17 protein-coding genes and 1 pseudogene are annotated in these 20,082 nt (G+C 55.9%); 6 read left to right on the forward strand and 12 right to left on the reverse strand.

The genetic code is table 11. The annotated features are described in order from the left end of the window. Positions 1–19: 19 nt before the first annotated feature. Entirely contained in the window at positions 20–691 is a 672-nt protein-coding gene (locus SPE70_RS02020; RefSeq protein ID WP_022064856.1) for a LysM-like peptidoglycan-binding domain-containing protein, read from the reverse strand. Positions 692–909: 218 nt separating this feature from the next. Here SPE70_RS02020 and fklB point away from each other — a divergent pair, with 218 nt between their 5' ends. Continuing rightward, a complete protein-coding gene (fklB, locus tag SPE70_RS02025; protein WP_064170536.1) occupies positions 910–1,530 on the forward strand; it encodes an FKBP-type peptidyl-prolyl cis-trans isomerase in 621 nt (206 codons plus the stop codon). Between the two features lie 305 nt (positions 1,531–1,835). Further along, a complete protein-coding gene (cycA, locus tag SPE70_RS02030) occupies positions 1,836–3,239 on the forward strand; it encodes a D-serine/D-alanine/glycine transporter (RefSeq protein WP_008807170.1) in 1,404 nt (467 codons plus the stop codon). A gap of 67 nt (positions 3,240–3,306) precedes the next feature. Here the strand turns inward: cycA and ytfE are convergent, their stop codons facing one another. The 4 genes from ytfE to SPE70_RS02050 form a co-directional block, all read right to left on the reverse strand. Further along, positions 3,307–3,969, reverse strand: coding sequence for an iron-sulfur cluster repair protein YtfE (gene ytfE, locus SPE70_RS02035; protein WP_008807169.1), 663 nt, complete (start codon positions 3,967–3,969; stop codon positions 3,307–3,309). A gap of 82 nt (positions 3,970–4,051) precedes the next feature. Next, positions 4,052–5,023 (reverse strand): DMT family transporter, encoded by a 972-nt coding sequence (locus SPE70_RS02040; RefSeq protein WP_023323512.1) that lies wholly within the window; start codon positions 5,021–5,023, stop codon positions 4,052–4,054. A gap of 76 nt (positions 5,024–5,099) precedes the next feature. Continuing rightward, positions 5,100–5,924, reverse strand: coding sequence for an AraC family transcriptional regulator (locus SPE70_RS02045; RefSeq protein WP_012543102.1), 825 nt, complete (start codon positions 5,922–5,924; stop codon positions 5,100–5,102). Positions 5,925–6,001: 77 nt separating this feature from the next. Further along, complete coding sequence (locus SPE70_RS02050) at positions 6,002–6,850, reverse strand: SDR family oxidoreductase (RefSeq protein ID WP_022064859.1); 849 nt, start codon at positions 6,848–6,850, stop codon at positions 6,002–6,004. Positions 6,851–6,940: 90 nt separating this feature from the next. Here SPE70_RS02050 and SPE70_RS02055 point away from each other — a divergent pair, with 90 nt between their 5' ends. After that, positions 6,941–7,312, forward strand: coding sequence for a winged helix-turn-helix transcriptional regulator (locus SPE70_RS02055; RefSeq protein ID WP_012543100.1), 372 nt, complete (start codon positions 6,941–6,943; stop codon positions 7,310–7,312). A gap of 386 nt (positions 7,313–7,698) precedes the next feature. On the opposite strand, the gene cpdB is transcribed toward SPE70_RS02055, so the two are convergent. Next, the gene (gene cpdB, locus SPE70_RS02060; protein ID WP_064170535.1) at positions 7,699–9,642 is read right to left on the reverse strand and encodes a 2',3'-cyclic-nucleotide 2'-phosphodiesterase; all 1,944 of its coding nucleotides are present in this window, start codon (positions 9,640–9,642) and stop codon (positions 7,699–7,701) included. 192 nt (positions 9,643–9,834) lie between these two features. Here cpdB and cysQ point away from each other — a divergent pair, with 192 nt between their 5' ends. Next, the gene (gene cysQ, locus SPE70_RS02065; protein WP_064170534.1) at positions 9,835–10,578 is read left to right on the forward strand and encodes a 3'(2'),5'-bisphosphate nucleotidase CysQ; all 744 of its coding nucleotides are present in this window, start codon (positions 9,835–9,837) and stop codon (positions 10,576–10,578) included. On the opposite strand, the gene SPE70_RS02070 is transcribed toward cysQ, so the two are convergent. Further along, the gene (locus tag SPE70_RS02070; protein ID WP_032731792.1) at positions 10,568–11,125 is read right to left on the reverse strand and encodes a YtfJ family protein; all 558 of its coding nucleotides are present in this window, start codon (positions 11,123–11,125) and stop codon (positions 10,568–10,570) included. The two genes, cysQ and SPE70_RS02070, sit on opposite strands and share 11 nt — an antisense overlap. Positions 11,126–11,448: 323 nt before the next feature. Between SPE70_RS02070 and SPE70_RS02075 the strand changes: the two genes are divergently transcribed. Further along, positions 11,449–11,655, forward strand: coding sequence for a DUF1107 domain-containing protein (locus tag SPE70_RS02075; protein WP_002886707.1), 207 nt, complete (start codon positions 11,449–11,451; stop codon positions 11,653–11,655). 61 nt (positions 11,656–11,716) lie between these two features. Here SPE70_RS02075 and araC read toward each other — a convergent pair. The 4 genes and pseudogenes from araC to SPE70_RS02095 all read right to left on the reverse strand — a co-directional run bounded on the left by araC (position 11,717) and on the right by SPE70_RS02095 (position 17,417). Beyond that, positions 11,717–12,588 (reverse strand): annotated as a pseudogene (araC, locus tag SPE70_RS02080) (arabinose operon transcriptional regulator AraC). 30 nt (positions 12,589–12,618) lie between these two features. Continuing rightward, positions 12,619–14,628: a beta-galactosidase gene (locus SPE70_RS02085; RefSeq protein WP_064170533.1), complete on the reverse strand. Its 2,010-nt coding sequence runs from the start codon at positions 14,626–14,628 to the stop codon at positions 12,619–12,621. An 18-nt stretch (positions 14,629–14,646) separates the two neighbouring features. Beyond that, positions 14,647–15,879 (reverse strand): oligosaccharide MFS transporter, encoded by a 1,233-nt coding sequence (locus SPE70_RS02090; protein ID WP_039102753.1) that lies wholly within the window; start codon positions 15,877–15,879, stop codon positions 14,647–14,649. A 200-nt stretch (positions 15,880–16,079) separates the two neighbouring features. Next, positions 16,080–17,417 (reverse strand): polyamine export protein PaeA, encoded by a 1,338-nt coding sequence (locus tag SPE70_RS02095; RefSeq protein ID WP_008807158.1) that lies wholly within the window; start codon positions 17,415–17,417, stop codon positions 16,080–16,082. 520 nt (positions 17,418–17,937) lie between these two features. Here SPE70_RS02095 and SPE70_RS02100 point away from each other — a divergent pair. Then, the gene (locus SPE70_RS02100; protein WP_064166995.1) at positions 17,938–18,690 is read left to right on the forward strand and encodes an oligogalacturonate-specific porin KdgM family protein; all 753 of its coding nucleotides are present in this window, start codon (positions 17,938–17,940) and stop codon (positions 18,688–18,690) included. A gap of 104 nt (positions 18,691–18,794) precedes the next feature. On the opposite strand, the gene SPE70_RS02105 is transcribed toward SPE70_RS02100, so the two are convergent. Then, positions 18,795–19,817, reverse strand: coding sequence for a LacI family DNA-binding transcriptional regulator (locus SPE70_RS02105; protein ID WP_023339457.1), 1,023 nt, complete (start codon positions 19,815–19,817; stop codon positions 18,795–18,797). Between the last annotated feature and the right edge of the window lie 265 nt (positions 19,818–20,082).

Raw genomic sequence — 20,082 nt, forward strand, 5'->3', positions numbered from 1 at the left:
CTTGCTGTCGTCTTCTTCGCTATCGCGCACGCACAAAGCTGCCGTTCGACTGGCGGGTAAACAGCACCTGCTGGCCGTTGCCGGTATCGATAGTGAGGCCGGTGACTACGCCGTTGGCGTTCTGCCGAATTTGCACCGTCTGTCCGCTCTGCAACGTGCTTAATGGTTTGCCAGCGCCTTCAACCTGCGCCATCGCGTAGACGTCGGTGGCCGGCAGCCCATGATCGCGGAACAGCTGGGCCAGGGTTTTGCCTGACTCGATGCGATAGGTCCGCCACTGCTGCTCAATGCCCGGTGCGGACTGCTGCTGCGAGGATTGATACGGTTGGGAAGCAGGCTGCTGCGTCTGCGCCTGATCTGGCTGCTCGTCCTGAATCGGCTCCGGGGCGACGGGCGCCATCTGATCGGCATCGCTCACGGTCGGCGTATTGGTGATCGGCGGGAGCGGAACGGCCTGATTGCCGCCAGCTTGCGGCTGGGACTGCGACTGAAGATTCAGGTTCGCTTCGCGGCTGTTTGTCGCCGGGCTTTGGCTATCGTCGGAAGGAAGAAGGATACCGATAATGACCAACAGGAAGCCTGCGATGATACCCCGGCGGTGCATCGGGGGAAGCGGGTCCAGGAGGCGAAAATGATCCGGGGCGTGCCAGATCTTCGCCAGGGTAGATGTCAGTTCAAAGCGCCCGGGCATGGCTTTCCTCCTGCTCCGCATATTTTTATCCTGCATATGAGTATAGATGGCTAACGTCCTGATGACCGGAACAAAGTAAAGTTAACCTGCTGCCACCTATTGTTTCTGTTTCGCTGAGATTTGTCATCATCCGCCGACAAAGTTTTACCCATTTCGCTATGGCTGTTATGCTTTCGCACGCTTTTCTCTTGATGTTTATCACCCAAAAAGGAACAAAGATGGCAACCCCAACTTTTGACACTATCGAAGCGCAGGCAAGTTACGGTATCGGCTTGCAGGTTGGACAACAGCTGAGCGAATCCGGCCTGCAGGGGCTGCTGCCGGAAGCGCTGGTAGCGGGTATCGCTGATGCGCTGGAAGGTAACCAGCCGCAGGTGCCGGTAGAAGCCGTTCACCGTGCGCTGCGTGAAATCCACGAGCGTGCTGACGCCGTACGCCGCGAACGTTTCCAGGCCATGGCCGCCGACGGCCAGAAATACCTCGATGAAAACCGCGAGAAAGAGGGTGTGAATAGCACCGAATCTGGTCTGCAGTTCCGCGTACTGACCCAGGGCGAAGGCCCGATCCCGGCACGTACCGACCGCGTACGCGTGCACTACACCGGCAAACTGATCGACGGCACCGTCTTCGACAGCTCCGTCGCCCGTGGTGAGCCTGCTGAATTCCCGGTGACCGGCGTGATTAGCGGCTGGATTGAAGCGCTGACCCTGATGCCGGTCGGTTCTAAATGGGAACTGACGATCCCGCACAACCTGGCCTACGGCGAACGCGGCGCTGGCGCGTCGATTCCTCCGTTCAGCACCCTGATCTTCGAAGTTGAACTGCTGGATATTATCTAAACAGCAGAGGCTTCCTCTTCCCCTGAGGTGGGGGAAGCCGCAAAAATAGCGTAAAATCCTTAAGTTAAAAATTAATTAGAATTATGTTTTGCATTCATCGCGTATGGGTGTATTTTTGTGAGCTATTTCGCGGTGGATGAGTGATATAACACTCACTTTAAACATAAAATTAACATTATATCTAAATCATAGTATTCATCCCTCCGATTCTTACCTAATATCGACTAGCCCTTGCTGGGGTTAATGACAGACGACGGGCCATCAGAGCCTGAACAACACAGACAGGTACAACAGGAAGAAATCACATGGTAGATCAGGTTAAAGTCGCTGCTATTGAGCAGGAGCCGACTGAACAATCGCTACGGCGAAATCTCACAAACCGACATATTCAGCTGATTGCGATTGGCGGGGCGATCGGCACTGGGTTATTTATGGGTTCTGGCAAAACTATCAGCCTTGCCGGGCCATCTATTATTTTTGTTTATATGATTATCGGTTTTATGCTGTTTTTCGTTATGCGAGCCATGGGCGAATTACTGCTGTCGAACCTCGAATATAAATCCTTCAGCGATTTTGCGGCCGATCTGCTGGGGCCGTGGGCGGGTTACTTTACCGGCTGGACCTATTGGTTCTGTTGGGTCGTCACCGGAATGGCGGACGTAGTGGCGATTACCGCCTACGCGCAGTTCTGGTTTCCCGGACTCTCCGACTGGGTCGCCTCGCTGGCGGTGATCCTGCTGCTGCTGGGCCTGAACCTGGCCACCGTCAAAATGTTTGGCGAAATGGAGTTCTGGTTCGCGATGATCAAAATCGTCGCCATTGTGGCGCTAATCGTCGTCGGCCTGGTGATGGTCATGATGCATTTCAAATCGCCGACCGGCGTCGAAGCCTCTTTCGCCCATCTGTGGAATGACGGCGGCTGGTTCCCGAAAGGGCTGAGCGGCTTCTTTGCCGGCTTCCAGATTGCGGTGTTCGCCTTCGTGGGGATTGAGCTGGTGGGGACCACCGCCGCCGAAACCAAAGACCCGGAGAAATCCCTGCCACGGGCGATTAACTCCATCCCGCTGCGTATCATTATGTTCTACGTCTTCGCGCTGATTGTGATTATGTCGGTGACGCCGTGGAGCTCCGTGGTGCCGAGCAAGAGCCCGTTCGTTGAGCTGTTCGTGCTGGTCGGCCTGCCGGCGGCGGCGAGCCTGATCAACTTTGTGGTGCTGACTTCCGCAGCCTCCTCGGCCAACAGCGGCGTGTTCTCTACCAGCCGTATGTTGTTCGGTCTGGCGCAGGATGGTCAGGCGCCGAAGATGTTCGCCAAGCTGTCGAAGCGTGCGGTGCCGGCGAAGGGTTTAACCTTCTCCTGCATGTGCCTGCTGGGCGGTGTGGTCATGCTGATGGTCAACCCGAGCGTGATTGCCGCGTTCACCATGATCACCACGGTGTCGGCGATCCTGTTTATGTTCGTCTGGACGATTATCCTCTGCTCTTATCTGGTCTACCGTAAAAAGCGCCCGCAGCTGCATGAAAAGTCCAAATACAAGATGCCGCTGGGCAAATTCATGTGCTGGGTGTGCATGGCCTTCTTCGTCTTCGTACTGGTGCTGTTGACCCTGGAAGATGATACCCGTGAAGCGCTGATGGTCACCCCGCTGTGGTTTGTTCTGCTGGGCGCGGGCTGGCTGTTTGCCGGCAAAAAACGTCTGGCGAAATAAAAAAGGCCACCCGGAGTGGCCAAAGTAAGACGGACAATGTCGAGGGCGCCTGCGGGCGCCTTTTTCTTTATTTTCCGGCAAGGGCGCGCGGGAACAGTACGTTATTTTCCAGACTGATGTGCTCCATCAGATCGTCAATCATCTCGTTGATACCGTTATACATCGCCTTCCAGGTGGTGCAGGCTTCCGGCGGCGGCGTCACGTTATGGGTGATGTGCTTAATGACCTCCAGCAGTTCACCCGCTTCATCGTGCTCGCTTTCCATTACGCTGATCGGCCCCCCGGCCTGGGTGCCCATCCCCTGTTTGATCATCGGGAACAGGATCTGCTCCTCTTTCATCATGTGGCTGGAGAGTTCCTGATGCAGCATGGTCAGGTATTTGGTCAGCCCTTTCGGCACGTTCGGTTTATCGGCGTGGACACGTTCAACCTTGGTGGCCTGCAGGATCAGCTCCGGCAGCTGTTCGCGGTGCCGGTCGTGATAGCGGACGATGATATGGTCGATAATCTCCGGGAGGGGCGCCGCGCGCCAGTCGCGGGAGAGGGGCTGCTCGGCCAGTTTCGCCAGCTCGGCTTCAATCACCGCGACATCCAGCGCTTTCCGCGATGCGGCGCGCGCCAGGGTCTGTTTGCCGCCGCAGCAGTAATCCATATCGTATTGACGGAACAGGGCGGAGGCGCGCGGGATGGTCAGCGCCAGCTCGCCTAAAGGTTGGTCACGGAAAGCCATAGCAGTTACCTCGTCATCAGGAATATAAGATGTATTTTAAATGCATCTTTTTGGCGAGGGAATACCCCTTAAGGAGGCCTGGCTACTTTTTTTCGTCCGTCAGCGGCTGCAGCATCGGTTTTTCCGGTCTGGCGCGTACGGCGGAGACCACGCCGAGCACCAGCAGCAGGATCCCGCTCAGGGTCAGCAGCGGCGGTAAACTTTGCCGCAGCAGGAAGGTATACAGCAGTCCGGCCAGGGTTTCGAAGACGATTAACGGGCCGAGGATCACCGTCGGCAGCCGCTGGCTGGCGATATTCCAGCACAGCGCGCCGACCCATGAGCAGAGCACCGCGATGGCCAGCATCAGCGTAATGAACACCGCCGGGCGCGGGCCGAAGGGCAGGGGAAACCCGGCCTGCTGGCCGTGCAGCCAGGCGCAGGCGGCGAGATAGCCGGCCAGCGAAACCGGAAGCGTGACCAGTGCCTGAGCGGTAGCCCACATCATCGGCGGCTGATGCGGATTTTCCCGCAACCAGCGGGCGTTGCGCAGGGCATACCAGGCCCAGCAGGCCACCGATCCCAGCGCCAGCGCGATGCCGGAGCCGTAGCGCCACGGGCTAAAATCAGGCAGCCCCTGGCGCAGTTCTGCGACGTTAACGCAGATCAGGCCCACGGCGATGCAGACCAGCGCCGGAAACAGACGCCGCCACGGCAGCTTTCCGTCGCGTTGGCTGTAGAGCAGATTGGCGAACACCGGCAATACCACCGGCAGCGTGCCGATAATCATGGTGGAGACCGGCGCCCCGGTGCGCTGAATAGCACTGGCCAGGCAGACGTAATAGATAAGATTCCCCATCATCGTCAGGCCCAGCGCGGTCCACCAGTCGTTGCGGCTCAGCTGGCGCAAACGCGCGCGCCCGAGCCACGCCAGCGGCAGGGCGATCAGGCCCAGCGCCAGATAGCGCCCCATCGACTGCAGCATCGCCGGGTACTCTGGCACCAGCAGAGGCCCGACAAAAATTAATCCCCACATCAGCCCCGCCAGCAGGGCGTACAGCACACCACTAATCATCATTGCATCCGTTTTCATCACTGTTGGTCTGCAGTGTAGAAGGGGGCCGGGCAGGAATATTGTATGAGATTGCGCATTAGCGCCTGGCGACCTGCTTCTGATAGCGCACCGGCGTAATGCCGTAACGCAGGGTGAAGGCGCGGGTCAGGTGGGACTGGTCGGTGAGGCCGACGGCTATCGCCACTTCGGCGGCGGGCATACCGTGGGTGAGAAACGCTTTGGCGCGCCACAGACGGATGGCCATCAGCATCTGATGGGGCGTCACGTGATAGTGGGCTTTAAACTGGCGCTGAAAGTGGTATGGGCTAAGCGCCGCCACCTGCGCTAGCTCGTCGAGGGTGATGGGGCGCATATAGTTATCGTGCAGGTAGTCGCGCACCCGGTCGAAGCGATGCCCGGCCTCACCCTGCGCAGAGGCATGGTGGGCCAGAGGGCGGAAGGCGTCGATGAGGTCGAGCAGCAGTCCCTGCTGGGCCAGCGGATCGTCGCTATGCCACAGGCCATAAATCAGCTGGCCAATCTGTCGGGAACGCAGGGGATCCTCGCGGACCACCTCGCTGAACCACCAGTCGCGCACCCCGGTGATGGCTTCCAGACGGTCCGGCTCCAGATAAATCATCCGGTAGCGCCAGCCGTCAGCGGTTTCCGCTTCGCCGGTATGCAGCTCGTCGGGATTCATGGTGACAATGGCGTTCGCGGCGGCGATATGCTGGCTGCCGCGGTAGCGAAAGCGTTCAGCGCCTTGCTCAATCACGCCGATGCCGAAGGCTTCGTGGGTATGGGGTTCAAAGGCGTAGCGAGAGATATGGGCGTGGTAAAGCTCCACCCCGGGCAGCTGTTCGAGATGGCGAAAGCGCGCGCGGTCTTTTTCATCACTAAATTGGGGTGGTACGCCCTGCATGCCTGCCTCCCGACGGTTATCCCTTCAATATGAGAGAGGAACCGCCGGGACGCAACCGCAAAAGCTGACAGGGGTGGTTACAGAATGCCTTTCACGCTTTCAGCAAGGGAGGTGGTCGGACGGCCGATCAGCGTACTCAGGGTGCGGCTGTCGTCAAACAGCCCGCCTTTCGACGCGCCGACATCGGAATCCGCCAGCATATCCGCCAGACCCGCCGGCAGACCGACGCTTTTCAGCGCGGCGGCGAAATCGGCTTCGCTGAGGTTCTGGTAGACCACGTTTTTTCCGCTTTGCGTGCTCAGCTCAGCAGCCAGGTCGCTCAGCGTCCAGGCGTTATCACCCGCCAGTTCGTAAATCTTCCCTTCATGGCCTTCACCAGCGATAACGCGGGCGGCAGCGGCGGCATAATCCGCGCGGGTGGCGGAGGCAATTTTACCCTCGCCGGCGGCACCGATAAACACGCCATGCTCCAGCGCCGGCGGTGCGCTGGCCAGATAGTTTTCGGTATACCAGCCATTGCGCAGCAGGGCGTAAGCGATACCAGAGTCGGCCAGCATCTGCTCGGTTTCAATATGCTCTGCGGCCAGGCCCAGCGGCGAGGTGTCGGCGTGCAGCAGGCTGGTGTAGGCGATGAATGTCACCCCAGCGGCTTTGGCGGCGTTGATGACGTTGCGGTGCTGAACGGCGCGCTGACCGACTTCGCTGGAGGAGATTAACAGCAGTTTATCCACGCCCTGCAGCGCGGCGGTTAGTGCCGCTTCATCGCCGTACTCGGCCTGACGGACAACGACGCCCTGCTGGCTGAGGGACTGGGCTTTGGCCGGGTTGCGGACAATCGCCACAATCTGGCTGGCAGGGACGGTTTTTAACAGGTCTTGCAGAACGTAGTGGCCAAGCTGGCCGGTGGCACCGGTAAGGGCGATCATGAGTCTTCTCCTTCGTGTTTAGTGGCAGTTGTGGTAAGCTAACACCTTAACTAACTTTTAGTAAGTACGTACAAAAAGGTAAGTGTGAAAATGGCCGAACCGACGCTGAGCGAGAAACTGCGCAACGGCAACCTGTTTGCGGAACAGTGCCCGTCGCGCGATGTGCTTAAACATGTCACCAGTCGCTGGGGCGTGTTGATTCTGGTGGCGCTGCGCGAGGGGACCCATCGCTTCAGCGATCTGCGCCGCAAAATGGGCGGGGTCAGCGAAAAGATGCTGGCGCAGTCGCTGCAGGCCCTGGAGCAGGATGGTTTTATCGACCGCGTCTCTTATCCGGTGGTACCGCCACACGTTGAATATAGCCTGACGCCGCTCGGCCTGCAGGTGAGCGAGAAAGTGGCGGCGCTGGCGGACTGGATCGAGAGCAATCTGCCTGCGGTGTTGGCTAACCACGGGGAGTGAAAATGTATCACTCCCTGTAGCCCCGCCACCGGGGAGATATTCCCGGATAGCGGCTGGCGTCTTATCCGGGCTACCAGCCAGCCCCGGTTTGTAGCCCCGGTAAGCGCAGCGCCACCGGGGAGATATTCCCGGATAGCGGCTGGCGCCTTATCCGGGCTACCCGTCAGCTCCGGTTTGTAGCCCCGGTAAGCGCAGCGGCACCGGGGAGATGTACCCGGATAGCGGCTGGCGCCTTATCCGGATTACCCGTCAGCCCCGGTTTGTAGCCCCGGTAAGCGCAGCGCCATCGGGGAGATATTCCCGGATAGCGGCTGGCGCCTTATCCGGGCTACCCGTCAGCCCCGGTTTGTAGCCCCGGTAAGCGCAGCGCCACCGGGGAACAGGCATTACTTGCTCAAATCCAGCTGATAAATGGCGAAGCCGATATCATCGGTGGCCACCTGGCGCATTGGATACTGTGCTTTCTCTTTGATAAACGCCGCGGCTTTGTCGCCTGGCGAGGTCTCAAAACGAATATCCAACGGCGTGTTGCTGTGGATCGGCGCCAGACGCCAGTTGTTATCCGCCGCCGGATGGATCGCGCCATCCTTCTTCGATTGCGCACCTATCCATGCCGCCAGCACTGAACGGTTTTCATCCGGTGAGGCAAAGGCGATATGGCTCTCACCGGTGCCGGCGAATTTGCCGCCGTAAGCGCGATAGTTATTGGTCGCGACCAGGAAAGTGGCCTGCGGATCGACAGGTTTACCGTTAAAGGTCAGGTGCTTAATACGCTCTGCCTGCGGATGGATCATCTGACATTCGCCGTCGTAGCGGGCCGGCTGGGTGACGTCAATCTGGTAGTTCACCCCGTCAATGACGTCGAAGTTATAGGTGCGGAAGCCGTCCCAGTTGATCAGCGACTGCGGCTTGCTGCTGGCGGGATCGATCTGGTTAAACTGTCCGGCGGAGCACTCCAGCCACTCCTTGACCTCTTTCCCGCTGACCTTCATCACCACCAGGGTGTTGGGGTAGAGATAGAGGTCGGCGGCATTGCGGAAGGTGAGCTGACCTTTCTCCACTTCGACAAAGCTCGCCGGATCGTTTTTACGTCCGCCGACTTTAAACGGCGCGGCGGCGGAGAGCACCGGCAGCTTCGCCAGATCCGGGTCGCCCTGAATATAGTGTTCTACATAGGCTTTCTGCGCCATGTTGACCACCTGCACCGTCGGATCGTCCTGCACCAGCGCCAGATAGCTGTACATGTTGTCGGCGGACTTGCCGATCGGCTTGCTGACGAATTCGCGAGTGGCGTCGTGGTCGGCTTTCAGCACCGCCACCAGCTTGCCGTCTTCGGCCGCCAGCGATTTCTTCGCCACCGCGTCATAGATTGGCCGCGCTTCCGTTCTACTCTGAGTGACCTGCCATTTGCCGCTGTCGTTGTTCAGCACCAGATCAACCACCCCGAGATGATCGCCCCACATTCCCGGCATCACCGCCGGTACGCCGTTCAGCGTCCCTTTGGCGATATCCGCGCCTTTGATGTTGGCGAAGTCTTTACCCGGGAACACCGCGTGGGCATGGCCGAACATAATGGCGTCCACGCCGGGCACCTGGCTTAAGTAGTAGACCGAGTTTTCGGCCATCGCCTGATACGGGTCGGCGGAGAGGCCGGAGTGCGCGACCACGACCACCACATCAGCGCCTTTCGACCGCATCTCCGGGATATATTTGCGCGCGGTTTCGGTAATGTCGTTGACCGTCACTTTACCGCTGAGATTGGCTTTATCCCAGGTCATGATCTGCGGCGGCACAAAGCCGATATAGCCGATGCGCAGAGTATGGGGTTGACCATCGCTATCCTGAACCTGGGTATCCTGAATCAGATAGGGCGTAAACATCGGTTTGCCAGTTTTGGCATCGATGATATTGGCGTTCACGTAGGGGAATTTCGCCCCGGCCAGCGCCTTATGCAGGAAGTCGAGGCCATAATTGAATTCATGGTTACCCAGGTTGCCGACGGCGTAATTCAGGGTATTCATCGCCTTATACACCGGATGCACATCGCCTTCTTTCAACCCTTTCGCGGCCATGTAGTCGCCTAACGGGCTACCCTGGATAACATCCCCGTTATCCACCAGCACGCTGTTTTTCGCTTCTGCCCGCGCCTGTTCGATCAGGCTGGCGGTACGCACCAGGCCGAATTTCTCCGTGGCGGCATCTTTGTAATAGTCAAAGTCCATCATATTGCTGTGCAGATCGGTGGTTTCCATGATCCGCAGGTCGACCGTCGCGGCGTTGACGCTGGCGGCGATCAGCGTGGCCAGGAGCGTTGCGCTAAACTTAATCATCAGAGGCGTCCTTTTTTTATGAGCGATAGCACAGTAGAAAATGTATTTATATTCTGTTGCTTACAGAAATGTGAATCTTGCCAGAAAAGCGGGCAGAGAAACCGCCATCGTTATCACAGATAGCGGAACTCGCGGTGATGCGATATAAATAAAACAACGAGTTAACGCCACTGTAACCAGACGAGGTGGAGAATGTTAGAACAAGTATGTCAGCTTGCACGGAACGCGGGCGATGCCATCATGGAAGTCTACGATGGAAACCAGCCGATCAACGTCGCCAGCAAGAAAGATGATTCTCCGGTCACGGCGGCGGATATCGCAGCGCACAACGTCATCATCAGCGGTCTGAAAGCGCTGGATCCTGACACCCCGGTTCTTTCCGAGGAGGACCCGCCGGCCTGGGAGGTACGTCAGCACTGGCAGCGCTACTGGCTGGTCGACCCGCTGGACGGCACCAAAGAGTTTATTAAGCGTAACGGCGAATTCACCGTCAATATCGCGCTGATTGAAAACGGCAAGCCGACGCTGGGCGTTGTCTATGCCCCGGTGATGAAGGTGATGTACAGCGCGCAAAATGGCAAAGCCTGGAAAGAAGAGTGCGGGGTGCGCAAGCAGATCCAGGTCCGCGATGCCCGTCCGCCGCTGGTGGTGATCAGTCGCTCTCACGGTAACGATCCGGAGCTGCAGGAGTATCTTGAGCAACTGGGCGAGCATCAAACCACTTCTATCGGATCTTCGCTGAAGTTCTGCCTGGTGGCGGAAGGCCAGGCCCAGCTCTATCCGCGCTTCGGGCCGACCAGCACCTGGGACACTGCCGCCGGCCACGCGGTCGCGGTGGCCGCTGGGGCGCATGTTCACGACTGGCAGGGCAAAACCCTCGACTACACGCCGCGTGAATCCTTCCTCAACCCCGGCTTCCGGGTCTCTATTTATTAAGCAATTTATGCAGCAGGTCGATCACCTGCTGCACCTCCTGCTGGGTCAGCGCACCGTCTTTGGCCCACTGCACACGCCCGTTCTTATCCAGCACCACGATCGCGGAACTCTTCTCGTCCAGTTGCCAGGCTTTACGCACCAGCCCGTTGCTGTCGACGATAAACTGCGACCATGGAAAAAGCTTTTTATTACTCTCAATGCTGCTGCGCACGAACATGCCGGTGCCCGGAATGGCATCGTCGGTGTTAACGATGGTGGTGGTCTGGTAACGATCGTGCGGGAAACCTGCCGCTTTAATCGCCTCGATCAGGTTGGCATTTTTCTCTTTGGCTGATGAGCGACCGGCAATGTGCTGGATAACTCGCACTTTTCCCACCAGCTGCGAGCTGTTCCAGTTTTTATAGCTAAACTTATCCTTATCCAGAATAAGTTCTCCCCGATCCGCGACGCCGACCGGCGCCACACGCTGGCCGTCGACGAAGTTATGCGCTGTGGCCAGCAGCGGGAGAAGCAGTAACGAGGCGGCCAGTATGCTACGTAGGGTCATGCGTAATCCTTAATCATTTTTATGCAGGTGATCCGACCACTTGGTCTCGTTTAATCATAAGTGCGATTGGCGGCGATTACCCGCAATGAGGATGCCAGTTTGCGTGTTGACGCACAAATTAGTAGAAAAACGGCGACTTATACTTACTTCATCGTATGTCCGAAACGAAAATTCTGAATTATTGTCATCAAACGGTAAATAAACTTATACACACTGGGTCCCTCTGAGATTCTGGACTATAGTTTTAGGGCATTAAAATTTGCGCTCCCGATACGTGGGCTAACTGTGGCACCACAGGAGCGTAACCCTGGCAGGAGAGAAGAATGAAAATTTTCCAACGCTACAATCCGCTGCAAGTGGCGAAGTACGTGAAGATCCTGTTTCGTGGACGGTTGTACATCAAGGACGTTGGCGCATTTGAATTTGATAAGGGCAAAATCCTTATCCCGAAGGTCAAGGACAAGCTGCATCTGTCAGTGATGTCCGAAGTCAATCGTCAGGTGTTGCGTCTGCAAACTGAGATGGCATAACCTGAAACGTAGCAGTACGTAGTAGGTAAAAGACGGCTCCCGATGGGAGCCGTTGATGTTTTTAGCCCTTCATTTCCGCATAGCGTTTGCGATATTCGCCCGGTGGGATGCCGTTATGTTTACGAAAAAGGCGGGTGAAATAGACCGGATCGCTGTAACCCACCGATAAAGCAATTTTGTTAAGTGGGAGCGAGGTGCTCTGAATAAGCCACCTGGCGCGGTTGATGCGCTGCGTTTCCCGCCACGCATAGACCGTTTGCCCCAGTTCATTTTTAAAAGGTGCGCCAGACGTGAAGGGGAGATAAACACCATCGCCGCCAGGGTCTCGATTTTTACCTCCTGCGCAATATGGGCGTTAAGATAGTCGCAGATGGCGTTAATCCGTGGGTCGTGGGCATGGCGGTTGCTAATGGGCTGCTGCTGAAAACAGCGGAGAATTAATCTCTCCAGCGCGTTCATTGCCAGCGCTTCTGACAGCGGTACGGACGCAGAGTGGTGGCGTATTACTTCGTAGAAAAGATCGCGCAGCTGCTGGAGCTGGTCGGGATCGTTAATGGTTGTTTTGCCGATACCGTGGGTGGTTTGGTCCCACTTTAGCCAGTCTATCCAGTAGGGGCGGGGGATAAAGTAGATCCACAGATGGTCCCAGTACTCGCTGTGTTCGTCCCTGCCGTAATGATGGGGCACGCCGGGAGGAAACAGCAACAGATCGTTTTCCCGGCACAGCAGGAAGCCATCGCCCGCTTTCGCCCGCGCCTGGCCGCGCAGGGTCAGATTAATGATGTAACCTTTCATCCCCTGCGGGCGATTAATGTAGTAGTCCAGCGTGGAGCCGCGGGTAATCGGCGTGAAGCCTGCGACGACCCAGGCATTGAAGGTAAAGGTCTTCATCAATGGCGAGAAATTGAGTAGCTCATTGATATCCAGTTCCATTCTTTCTCCCACCTGGGCGCCGCCGCGTCGTTAGCTTTCGATGATAGTAAATTCCCAGGCCCTGAGGCGCAACGGCTGGCCGACGTCTACAGCCTCCCCGCTCAGCAGCGCGGTACCCGCGGTCTCGCTGACAACATCCAGCGCCTCGCCGGAGTAATTGAACAGGAAGTGGATAGTATTTCCGGCTCGGTTACGCATCTTTTTAACCACTAACGGATAGCGATAGGCGGAAGTTCGCGAGTTCAGCGTGAGATCCGCCGTCAGGACATCAAACAGCTGGCTAATCAGGCGCTTGTGCGGCAGAAAGCCAACGTACAGGGCGCGTCCCTGACCGTAATCCGCCGCCGTTGCGGCGGCGTATTCGCCCCATGCCGGATGCTGATAGCGCAGCAGTGTGCGGGTTCCGCCATCGGGCGTCAGCAATTCCATCCACAGCTCAGCCTGATTATCATTGCGGCAATCAATCTCTGCGCAGCATGAGCTTACCGTCGTCCCTTCCGGCAGGGTGAACTGGCTGTAGCTGACGCCGCAGCTCTGGCGCAAAATCCCCGGCTGCGCGCTGTTGCGCACCTTGACATTTTCATCGCTAAAGCCTGATTTAAAGCCGATCAGCGCTCTGCCGCCCCGGGCGATATAGTCGTTAATCCGTGTTAGCAGGCCATCATCGGCGGCGTACAGACCAGGAACGATCAGTACCCGGTAGCGCGAGGTTTCCTCGTTCACATCGTGGATGATGTCGAGGCTGATATTGTGGTCATACAGCGCATCGTGGAAGCGGCGGAAGATTTCGTTATAAATGTTGCCCTCGGCATCGCCGGGACGGAAGTGATTGAGGGCGTCCATCGCCTCATTGCTTATTAGCAACGCGACGTCATTTTCGGCCTTCAGCTCCGCCAGCTGCGGCGACAGGCGGGCGAAATCGGCGCCGATGGTGGTGGCTTCCTGCCAGGTTGGGTTGCGCGAGAAGTCGTGGCTGAGCAGCCCCTTCCAGTAGGTTTCGAAGGCGTTATGAATCGAATGCCAGTGCCAGTAGGAGACCATGGCGGCGCCGGAGGCGATATGGCTGAATGCCTGCAGGCGTAGCTGGCCCGGGAAGGGGGTCCACTGGGCGAAGCCCTGAGCCTGGGTTTCCAGTACGAAGTAGTTCTGACCCGGCTTAAGCGAGCGGGTGATGGCGCCGCCAAAGGCGATTTCCCGCCCGGTCAGGTGCGCCTGGCTCGGGTGATAGATATCGACGCCGGCGATATCCAGCGCCTGCGCCGCCGCAAAATGGTCGACCCGCGGCTGCACGCCGTAAGAGTAACCGCGCCATTCGAAATCGAAGTTGTGGGTGACGAACTGGTGCGGCTGGGCGTATTCCCGAACGATGGCCGCCTGCCAGGCCAGATACTCGGTGACCTGCTGACGCTGATAGCGAGAGAAGGCGCAGGCGAGGCTGGCGTTGATGGTGTTTTCCACCGGCGGAAAATCCTGCCAGCGGTCAATGCGGTTGCTCCAGTAATCCAGGCCGAAATCGCGATTCAGCTGCCGGAGGTCAGGATATTTCTCCTGCAGGCTGCGCACGAAGCCCTCCTGCATATAGCGGCCAATATTGTCGTAATGCTTGGTTTCGTTATCCAGTTGCCAGCCGATAATCGCCGGATGGTGCTGCACATGGGCCATCAGCGTGCGGATAATTTTTTCGGCATAGCGGCGAAAGGTCGGATTGACGATATCCATGATCTGCCGCGGGCCATATTTTTGCTGCCCCGCGACGGTGGTGACCAGAATATCGGGATGTTTCGCCGCCAGCCAGGCCGGTACCGCATAGGTCGGCGTCCCGACGATGACCGCAATGCCGGCCTCATGCATCGCCTCCAGCACCCGGTCGATATGGTAGAAATTGTACTGGTCCTCTTCAGGCTCCAGCGTACTCCAGGTGGACTCGGCAATACGCACCACGTTAATGCCGGTTTCGCGCATTAAGGCGATATCCTTAGCCAGCCGATCTTCCGGCATATATTCATCGTAATACGCCACGCCATAAAATAAATGAGACATACACACTACCTCCTGACATTAATTCGCGGGCACCGGTTGTGAAGCGAAGACACGCGCTTTATCCAGCGTAATAAAAGAAATGAGCGTGAAGCACAGAGCGATACCGCCGAGTACGATATAACTGCTGGTAAAGCCCATGCTCTGGTACATATGGCCGATACCGGTCGAGAGAAAAATAGAGCTAAAGCTTTTCGAAAACTGGAAGCCAATTAAGTAAACGGTCGCTGACAGCAGAGGGTTAAAGTTAGCGGTAATATATTTTAGCGCCGCGACGAGGAGCACCGAGCTTTCAAAGCCGTGGAGGAGTTTAATCAGGCTGATGGATACCGGGCCAATAGCCCATGCGGAGCCGATAATGCGCAAGCTCATAATCAGCCCGCAGTATAACAGCGCATTTTTCGGGCCGATTTTATTCACAAACCATGGCGCAAAGAACATCACGATGGCATCAAGGAAAATCTGACCCGTGGTTAAATAACCGAAGACTTCTGCACCCCGGGCTTTACTCTCAAAGAAATGGCTGTAATAGATAGCGAACTGCTGGTCATAGGTTTCATAGACCGCCCCGACGCCAATGACATAGAGGGCGAAGAACCAGAATTTTTTAATTTTTAACAGCGAGACGGCATCGCGGAGGGTAACCGGCGAGGCTTTGCCAGACAGCAACCCCTGCTGCGGGTGGGCGTTGATCTGCATTTTCCAGACAATGACCAGCAGGCAGACACCTGCGCCGCTGGCCAACCAGAAAATCATATTCTGATCAATGCCGTAGAGTTTTCCTGCCGCAAAGGTGCCGATCGCGGCGCCGATGCCGCCGAACATCCGCGCCCGGCCAAATTCGAAACCGGAGGCGCGGCTGACTTTATCAATGTAGGCTTCGCAAACCCCGCAGCCTGCGCCGTAGGCCATGCCAATATAAAGGCCGCCAGCCAGCGCGCCGAGGAACACATTTATTTTTAACAGGGGAGCAAAGACATAGATCCAATAAGGGGCGAATAACGTGATTATAATCGCCAGCATCCACATCAGATTTTTACGATATACCAGTTTATCGGAGATGAAGCCGAATAACGGCTGAACGCAGACGGCGACAATAGCGGTAAAGGAATAGACCAGACCGACGTCCGTATAATTGATGCCGATGGTTTCCGTTAACCACAGTGATAAATAGGGGTAGCAGCATCCCCAGCCTATAAAGAAGAACAGGAAAAACAGACAGCTGATAAAGTAATTTTTATTTGACGTTATCATGGTAACCCTCGCTTCCTTTATTCAGGAATATGATCGTGTAGACGCGGGCAACGTTACCTTTTTGCGTGGCGAGGAGTCATGAACGTTCCGCTATCGAGCAGGAGTAATCTGCTATCGGCAGAGGGGCGTGAGCCGCTTCACATTCGGGACATAAAAAAAGGGCGGATGGTTATCCGCCCTTGAGAGAGAAAAGGTCAGGCTCAGGCGTTCTGGCTTTCCGCCGCTTCGGCCTGCTTGGGCACCAGCACCGTTGGCTTGTTATCGATACGGGTCACCAGCAGCTGGTCGATCCGGTAGTTATCGATATCCACGACCTCAAACTTATACCCGGAGAACTTCACCGCGTCGGTGCGTTTGGGGATTTTACGCAGCATAAACATCATAAAGCCGCCGATGGTCTCGTAATTCCCGGACTGCGGGAACTCGTCGATATCCAGCACACGCATCACGTCATCAATCGGCGTACCGCCATCGATCAGCCACGAGTTTTCATCACGGGCGACAATCTGCTCTTCCAGCCCCTGGCCGACGAGGTCGCCCATCAGGGTGGTCATGACGTCGTTGAGGGTGATGATCCCGACGACCAGCGCGTATTCATTCATGATCACCGCGAAATCTTCGCCGGCGGTTTTGAAGCTTTCCAGCGCTTCTGACAGGGTCAGGGTATCCGGCACGATCAGCGTGTTGCGGATCTGCACGCCGCCGGTCAGGACCAGGCTCTGGTTGGCCAGTACGCGGTTCAGCAGATCTTTTGAATCGACGTAACCGATAATGTGGTCGATATCTTCATTACAGACGAGGAATTTCGAGTGTGGATGTTCGGCCACTTTATTTTTCAGGCTCTGCTCGTCTTCGTGTAAATCAAACCAAATGACGTTTTCGCGCGAGGTCATGGAGGAAGGAACGGTACGGGACTCCAGCTCGAACACGTTCTCAATCAGCTCGTGCTCCTGCTTGCGCAGCACCCCGGCCAGCGCGCCGGCTTCAACGACGGCATAGATATCGTCGGAAGTAATATCGTCTTTACGCACCATCGGCAGTTTGAAGATGCGGAAGATCATGTTGGCCATGCCGTTAAACAACCACACCAGCGGGCGGAAGACTAACAGGCAGAAGCGCATCGGGTTGATGATGCGCAGAGCCACGGTTTCGGGCGCAATCATACCGATGCGTTTCGGAGTCAGGTCAGCAAACAGGATGAACAAGCTGGTGACCAGGGTAAAAGAGATGATGAAGCTCAGCTGCTCGGAGAGCTCCGGCGACATATACCCGCTGAGCAGGCTATGAAACGCCGGGGAGAAGGCCGCGTCGCCCACGATACCGCCAAGAATGGCGACGGCATTGAGGCCGATTTGCACGACGGTAAAGAAGGTGCCCGGGTTCTCCTGCATCTTCAGCACGCGCTGTGCGTTGACGTTGCCTTCATCGGCCAGCAGTTTCAGTTTGATTTTACGTGAGGCGGCCAGTGAGATTTCCGATATCGAAAAAAAGGCACTGACGGCTATCAGACAGAGTATTACTAAAATACTGTTTAACATATCTTTTCTGACCGTTGAGGTCAGATCCTCGGAAGGGAAGTTGATCGAACTATAAGGAAGCTACTTGAACACCCGCCCACAGGCGCGGGCTGGCAATTTCAGAAGGTAGTATAGCGTAACAGTCAGCAAAATCGCCAGAGCATTGATTAATCATTGTTAATTACGCGGTTATCTCTCCGCCACGCGTCAGCGTAAACGCGTACTTATGATGACAGGCGCGCGCCGGTTATTTACCACAACAAGAGCGACTCGCTGCAGGTGAAAGGGAAGGTGATGATCGGCTAATAAAGGGAGCGGAGTCGATCACAGAAATTCACCTGCCATGATAATAACGGATGAAAATTTGTGATGAGAATAGCATCGGTATTTTTACCGTCTTGACCATTCGTATTTAGTAATAGAAATATATCTGTAATTGAAAACGATACTGCAAACGATTTCATATTGATTTGTAAAATATATAGATACGGTCATATTCTTTTCCGTTTTATTTCGAGATGATTAATTTTAGGGATAAAATATGCGTACAAAAACCGCTTTTATTATGTGTTGCGTTCTTGGCATTCCTGCAGCCGGTCACGCGCTGACCTTTGATGTCAGGGGAGGATATCGGGCGGGAAGCCACTCTTACGAGTCCCGCTATAAGGTCAGCCAGGGGTGGGAAACAGGCTGGTGGGCGAGTATGGAGATGGATAACAAAAACAACAAAAATAACCATCAGGGCAACCAGGGTACCGACAGAGCTGATGGTTCCCACTCCTTTGGCGACAGCACGGTCGATTATAATGAAATAGAGGCTAACTATAGCTGGCCATTCGCCGATAAATGGGCCTTGCAGCCTGGCGGCATCTATCACTGGAGCAACAAAGGCACTCAGCTACGGCCTTATCTGCGCGTTAATTATAAAGCCACGCCCGACCTTACCTTTGGGCTGCGTTATCGCTATGACTACAACACTTATGAAACGGTCAATAGTGCCGGTGAGTCGCATCGGGATAGCGTCAATCGTCTGGATTTATATGTTGCCTATAAATTTAATGCACAATGGAGCGCCTTATATCAAGGCACGGTCTATCGCCACGTCAATGACGACTATAAGTATAAAAATGATAAGTCTTCGGCGACAGAAAATGCGCTAACGCTACGCTATAAATGGAATGACTGGTTTAGTCCCTATATCGAATATGATTATCTCGGGAAACAGGGCTACCATGACGGCCAAAATAAAATCTCAGAATCACGGTATCGTATTGGCATGACGTTTACGCTATAACCTCCCCCTGAAGAGCAAGAATCAATATCTGATAACATTAGCTGGCATAATATTAAATACTGCCCCGGCCCTGTCACACCCTTTGGGCCGGGAACCTTCGCCGCTTAGCGATAAGGCCGCGTGGAAGCGCGCGGGATCAGCGTGGGTAGAGAATAGCGCTGAGGATTTTCCACATGGTTGCTTAACAGTAATTCGACAGCATGGCTGGCAAGCTGATCAAGCGGCGTTTTTACCGAGGTTAAGGGGATCGGCAGGCGGCTGACCAAAGGAATATCGTTATAACCCACCAGCGAAACGTCGCGGCCTATCTCCAGCCCGAGTCGATGTGCCGCCGCCATCACGCCGATCGCCAGGTCATCATTGACGGCGAAAATGGCGCTGGGGCGCGCAGGACTATTCAGTATTTCATAACCGGCGTTTTCACCGGCCACAATGGTAAAATCGGAATCTCGCCACCACTGGGGATTCACCTCGGCCTGCGCTTCCTGCATGGCACGCAGGAAACCCTTTTGCCGGTTTAAGGTGCTTGATGAAAAATTCGGCCCGGCAATGATGCCGATTTCCCGGTGCCCTAAATCCAGTAAATGGCGGGTCGCCAGATAACCCCCCAGTTCGTCATCACCAATGGCCGATGGGCTTATACCGTCGGTGCGTAGCGCCAGAACATGATTGATCTGTTTTTCCCGTAGCTGCTGGGGCAGGCGATCGCCCAGGCGGCAGGTGGAAAGGATCAGGCCGTCCACCCGGCGGTCTAACAGAGATTGCGTGGCGCGCTCTTCCGTTTCTGGATCGTTGCCACAGGTGGCCACTACCGTGAAATACCCATGGCGCGCAGCGGCCTGAGAGACGGCTTCATAGAACATCGCCGTCACCGTGTCAGTCAATCTGGGGACCAGGACGCCTATCGTGCCGGTATCGCCCCGGCGCAGACTTGACGCCACATAGTCACGTCGATAACCCAGCTGCTTCGCCGCTTCGCGTATTTTTTCAGCGGAAGGGCTGCGGGACGGGGGGAGACGTTCATCCAGCACGCGTGAAACAGTTGAAACACTCACGCCTGCAGCGCGTGCCACATCCTGCATCGTGATCGTTCTTCCATTTTGCTCTGAAGATGACTGATTTCCCATGACCGATTCCCTGTTTAAATTCAGCTGAGATTGTATTCGTAGTTATTTCGCCCACGCAACTGAATTGGCGTGAGCGGTAACAGGCAATAATGTGGGAAATAGATCACGTAATGCAGATTGATAAACATTTAAGCCGCTCTTTTTTGTGATTCGAATTGCATTTATTCGCAGAGTACCCTTGATCTTGCGGAGTAAAGGGAAGACATTTCAATTCACTTGCAATCGTTCCTGCAATCGATTTCAAGAAGGGGATTTTATCATCTTT

This window comes from Klebsiella sp. ZJOU C1, assembly GCF_035620215.1.
GTDB lineage: Bacteria > Pseudomonadota > Gammaproteobacteria > Enterobacterales > Enterobacteriaceae > Klebsiella > Klebsiella variicola.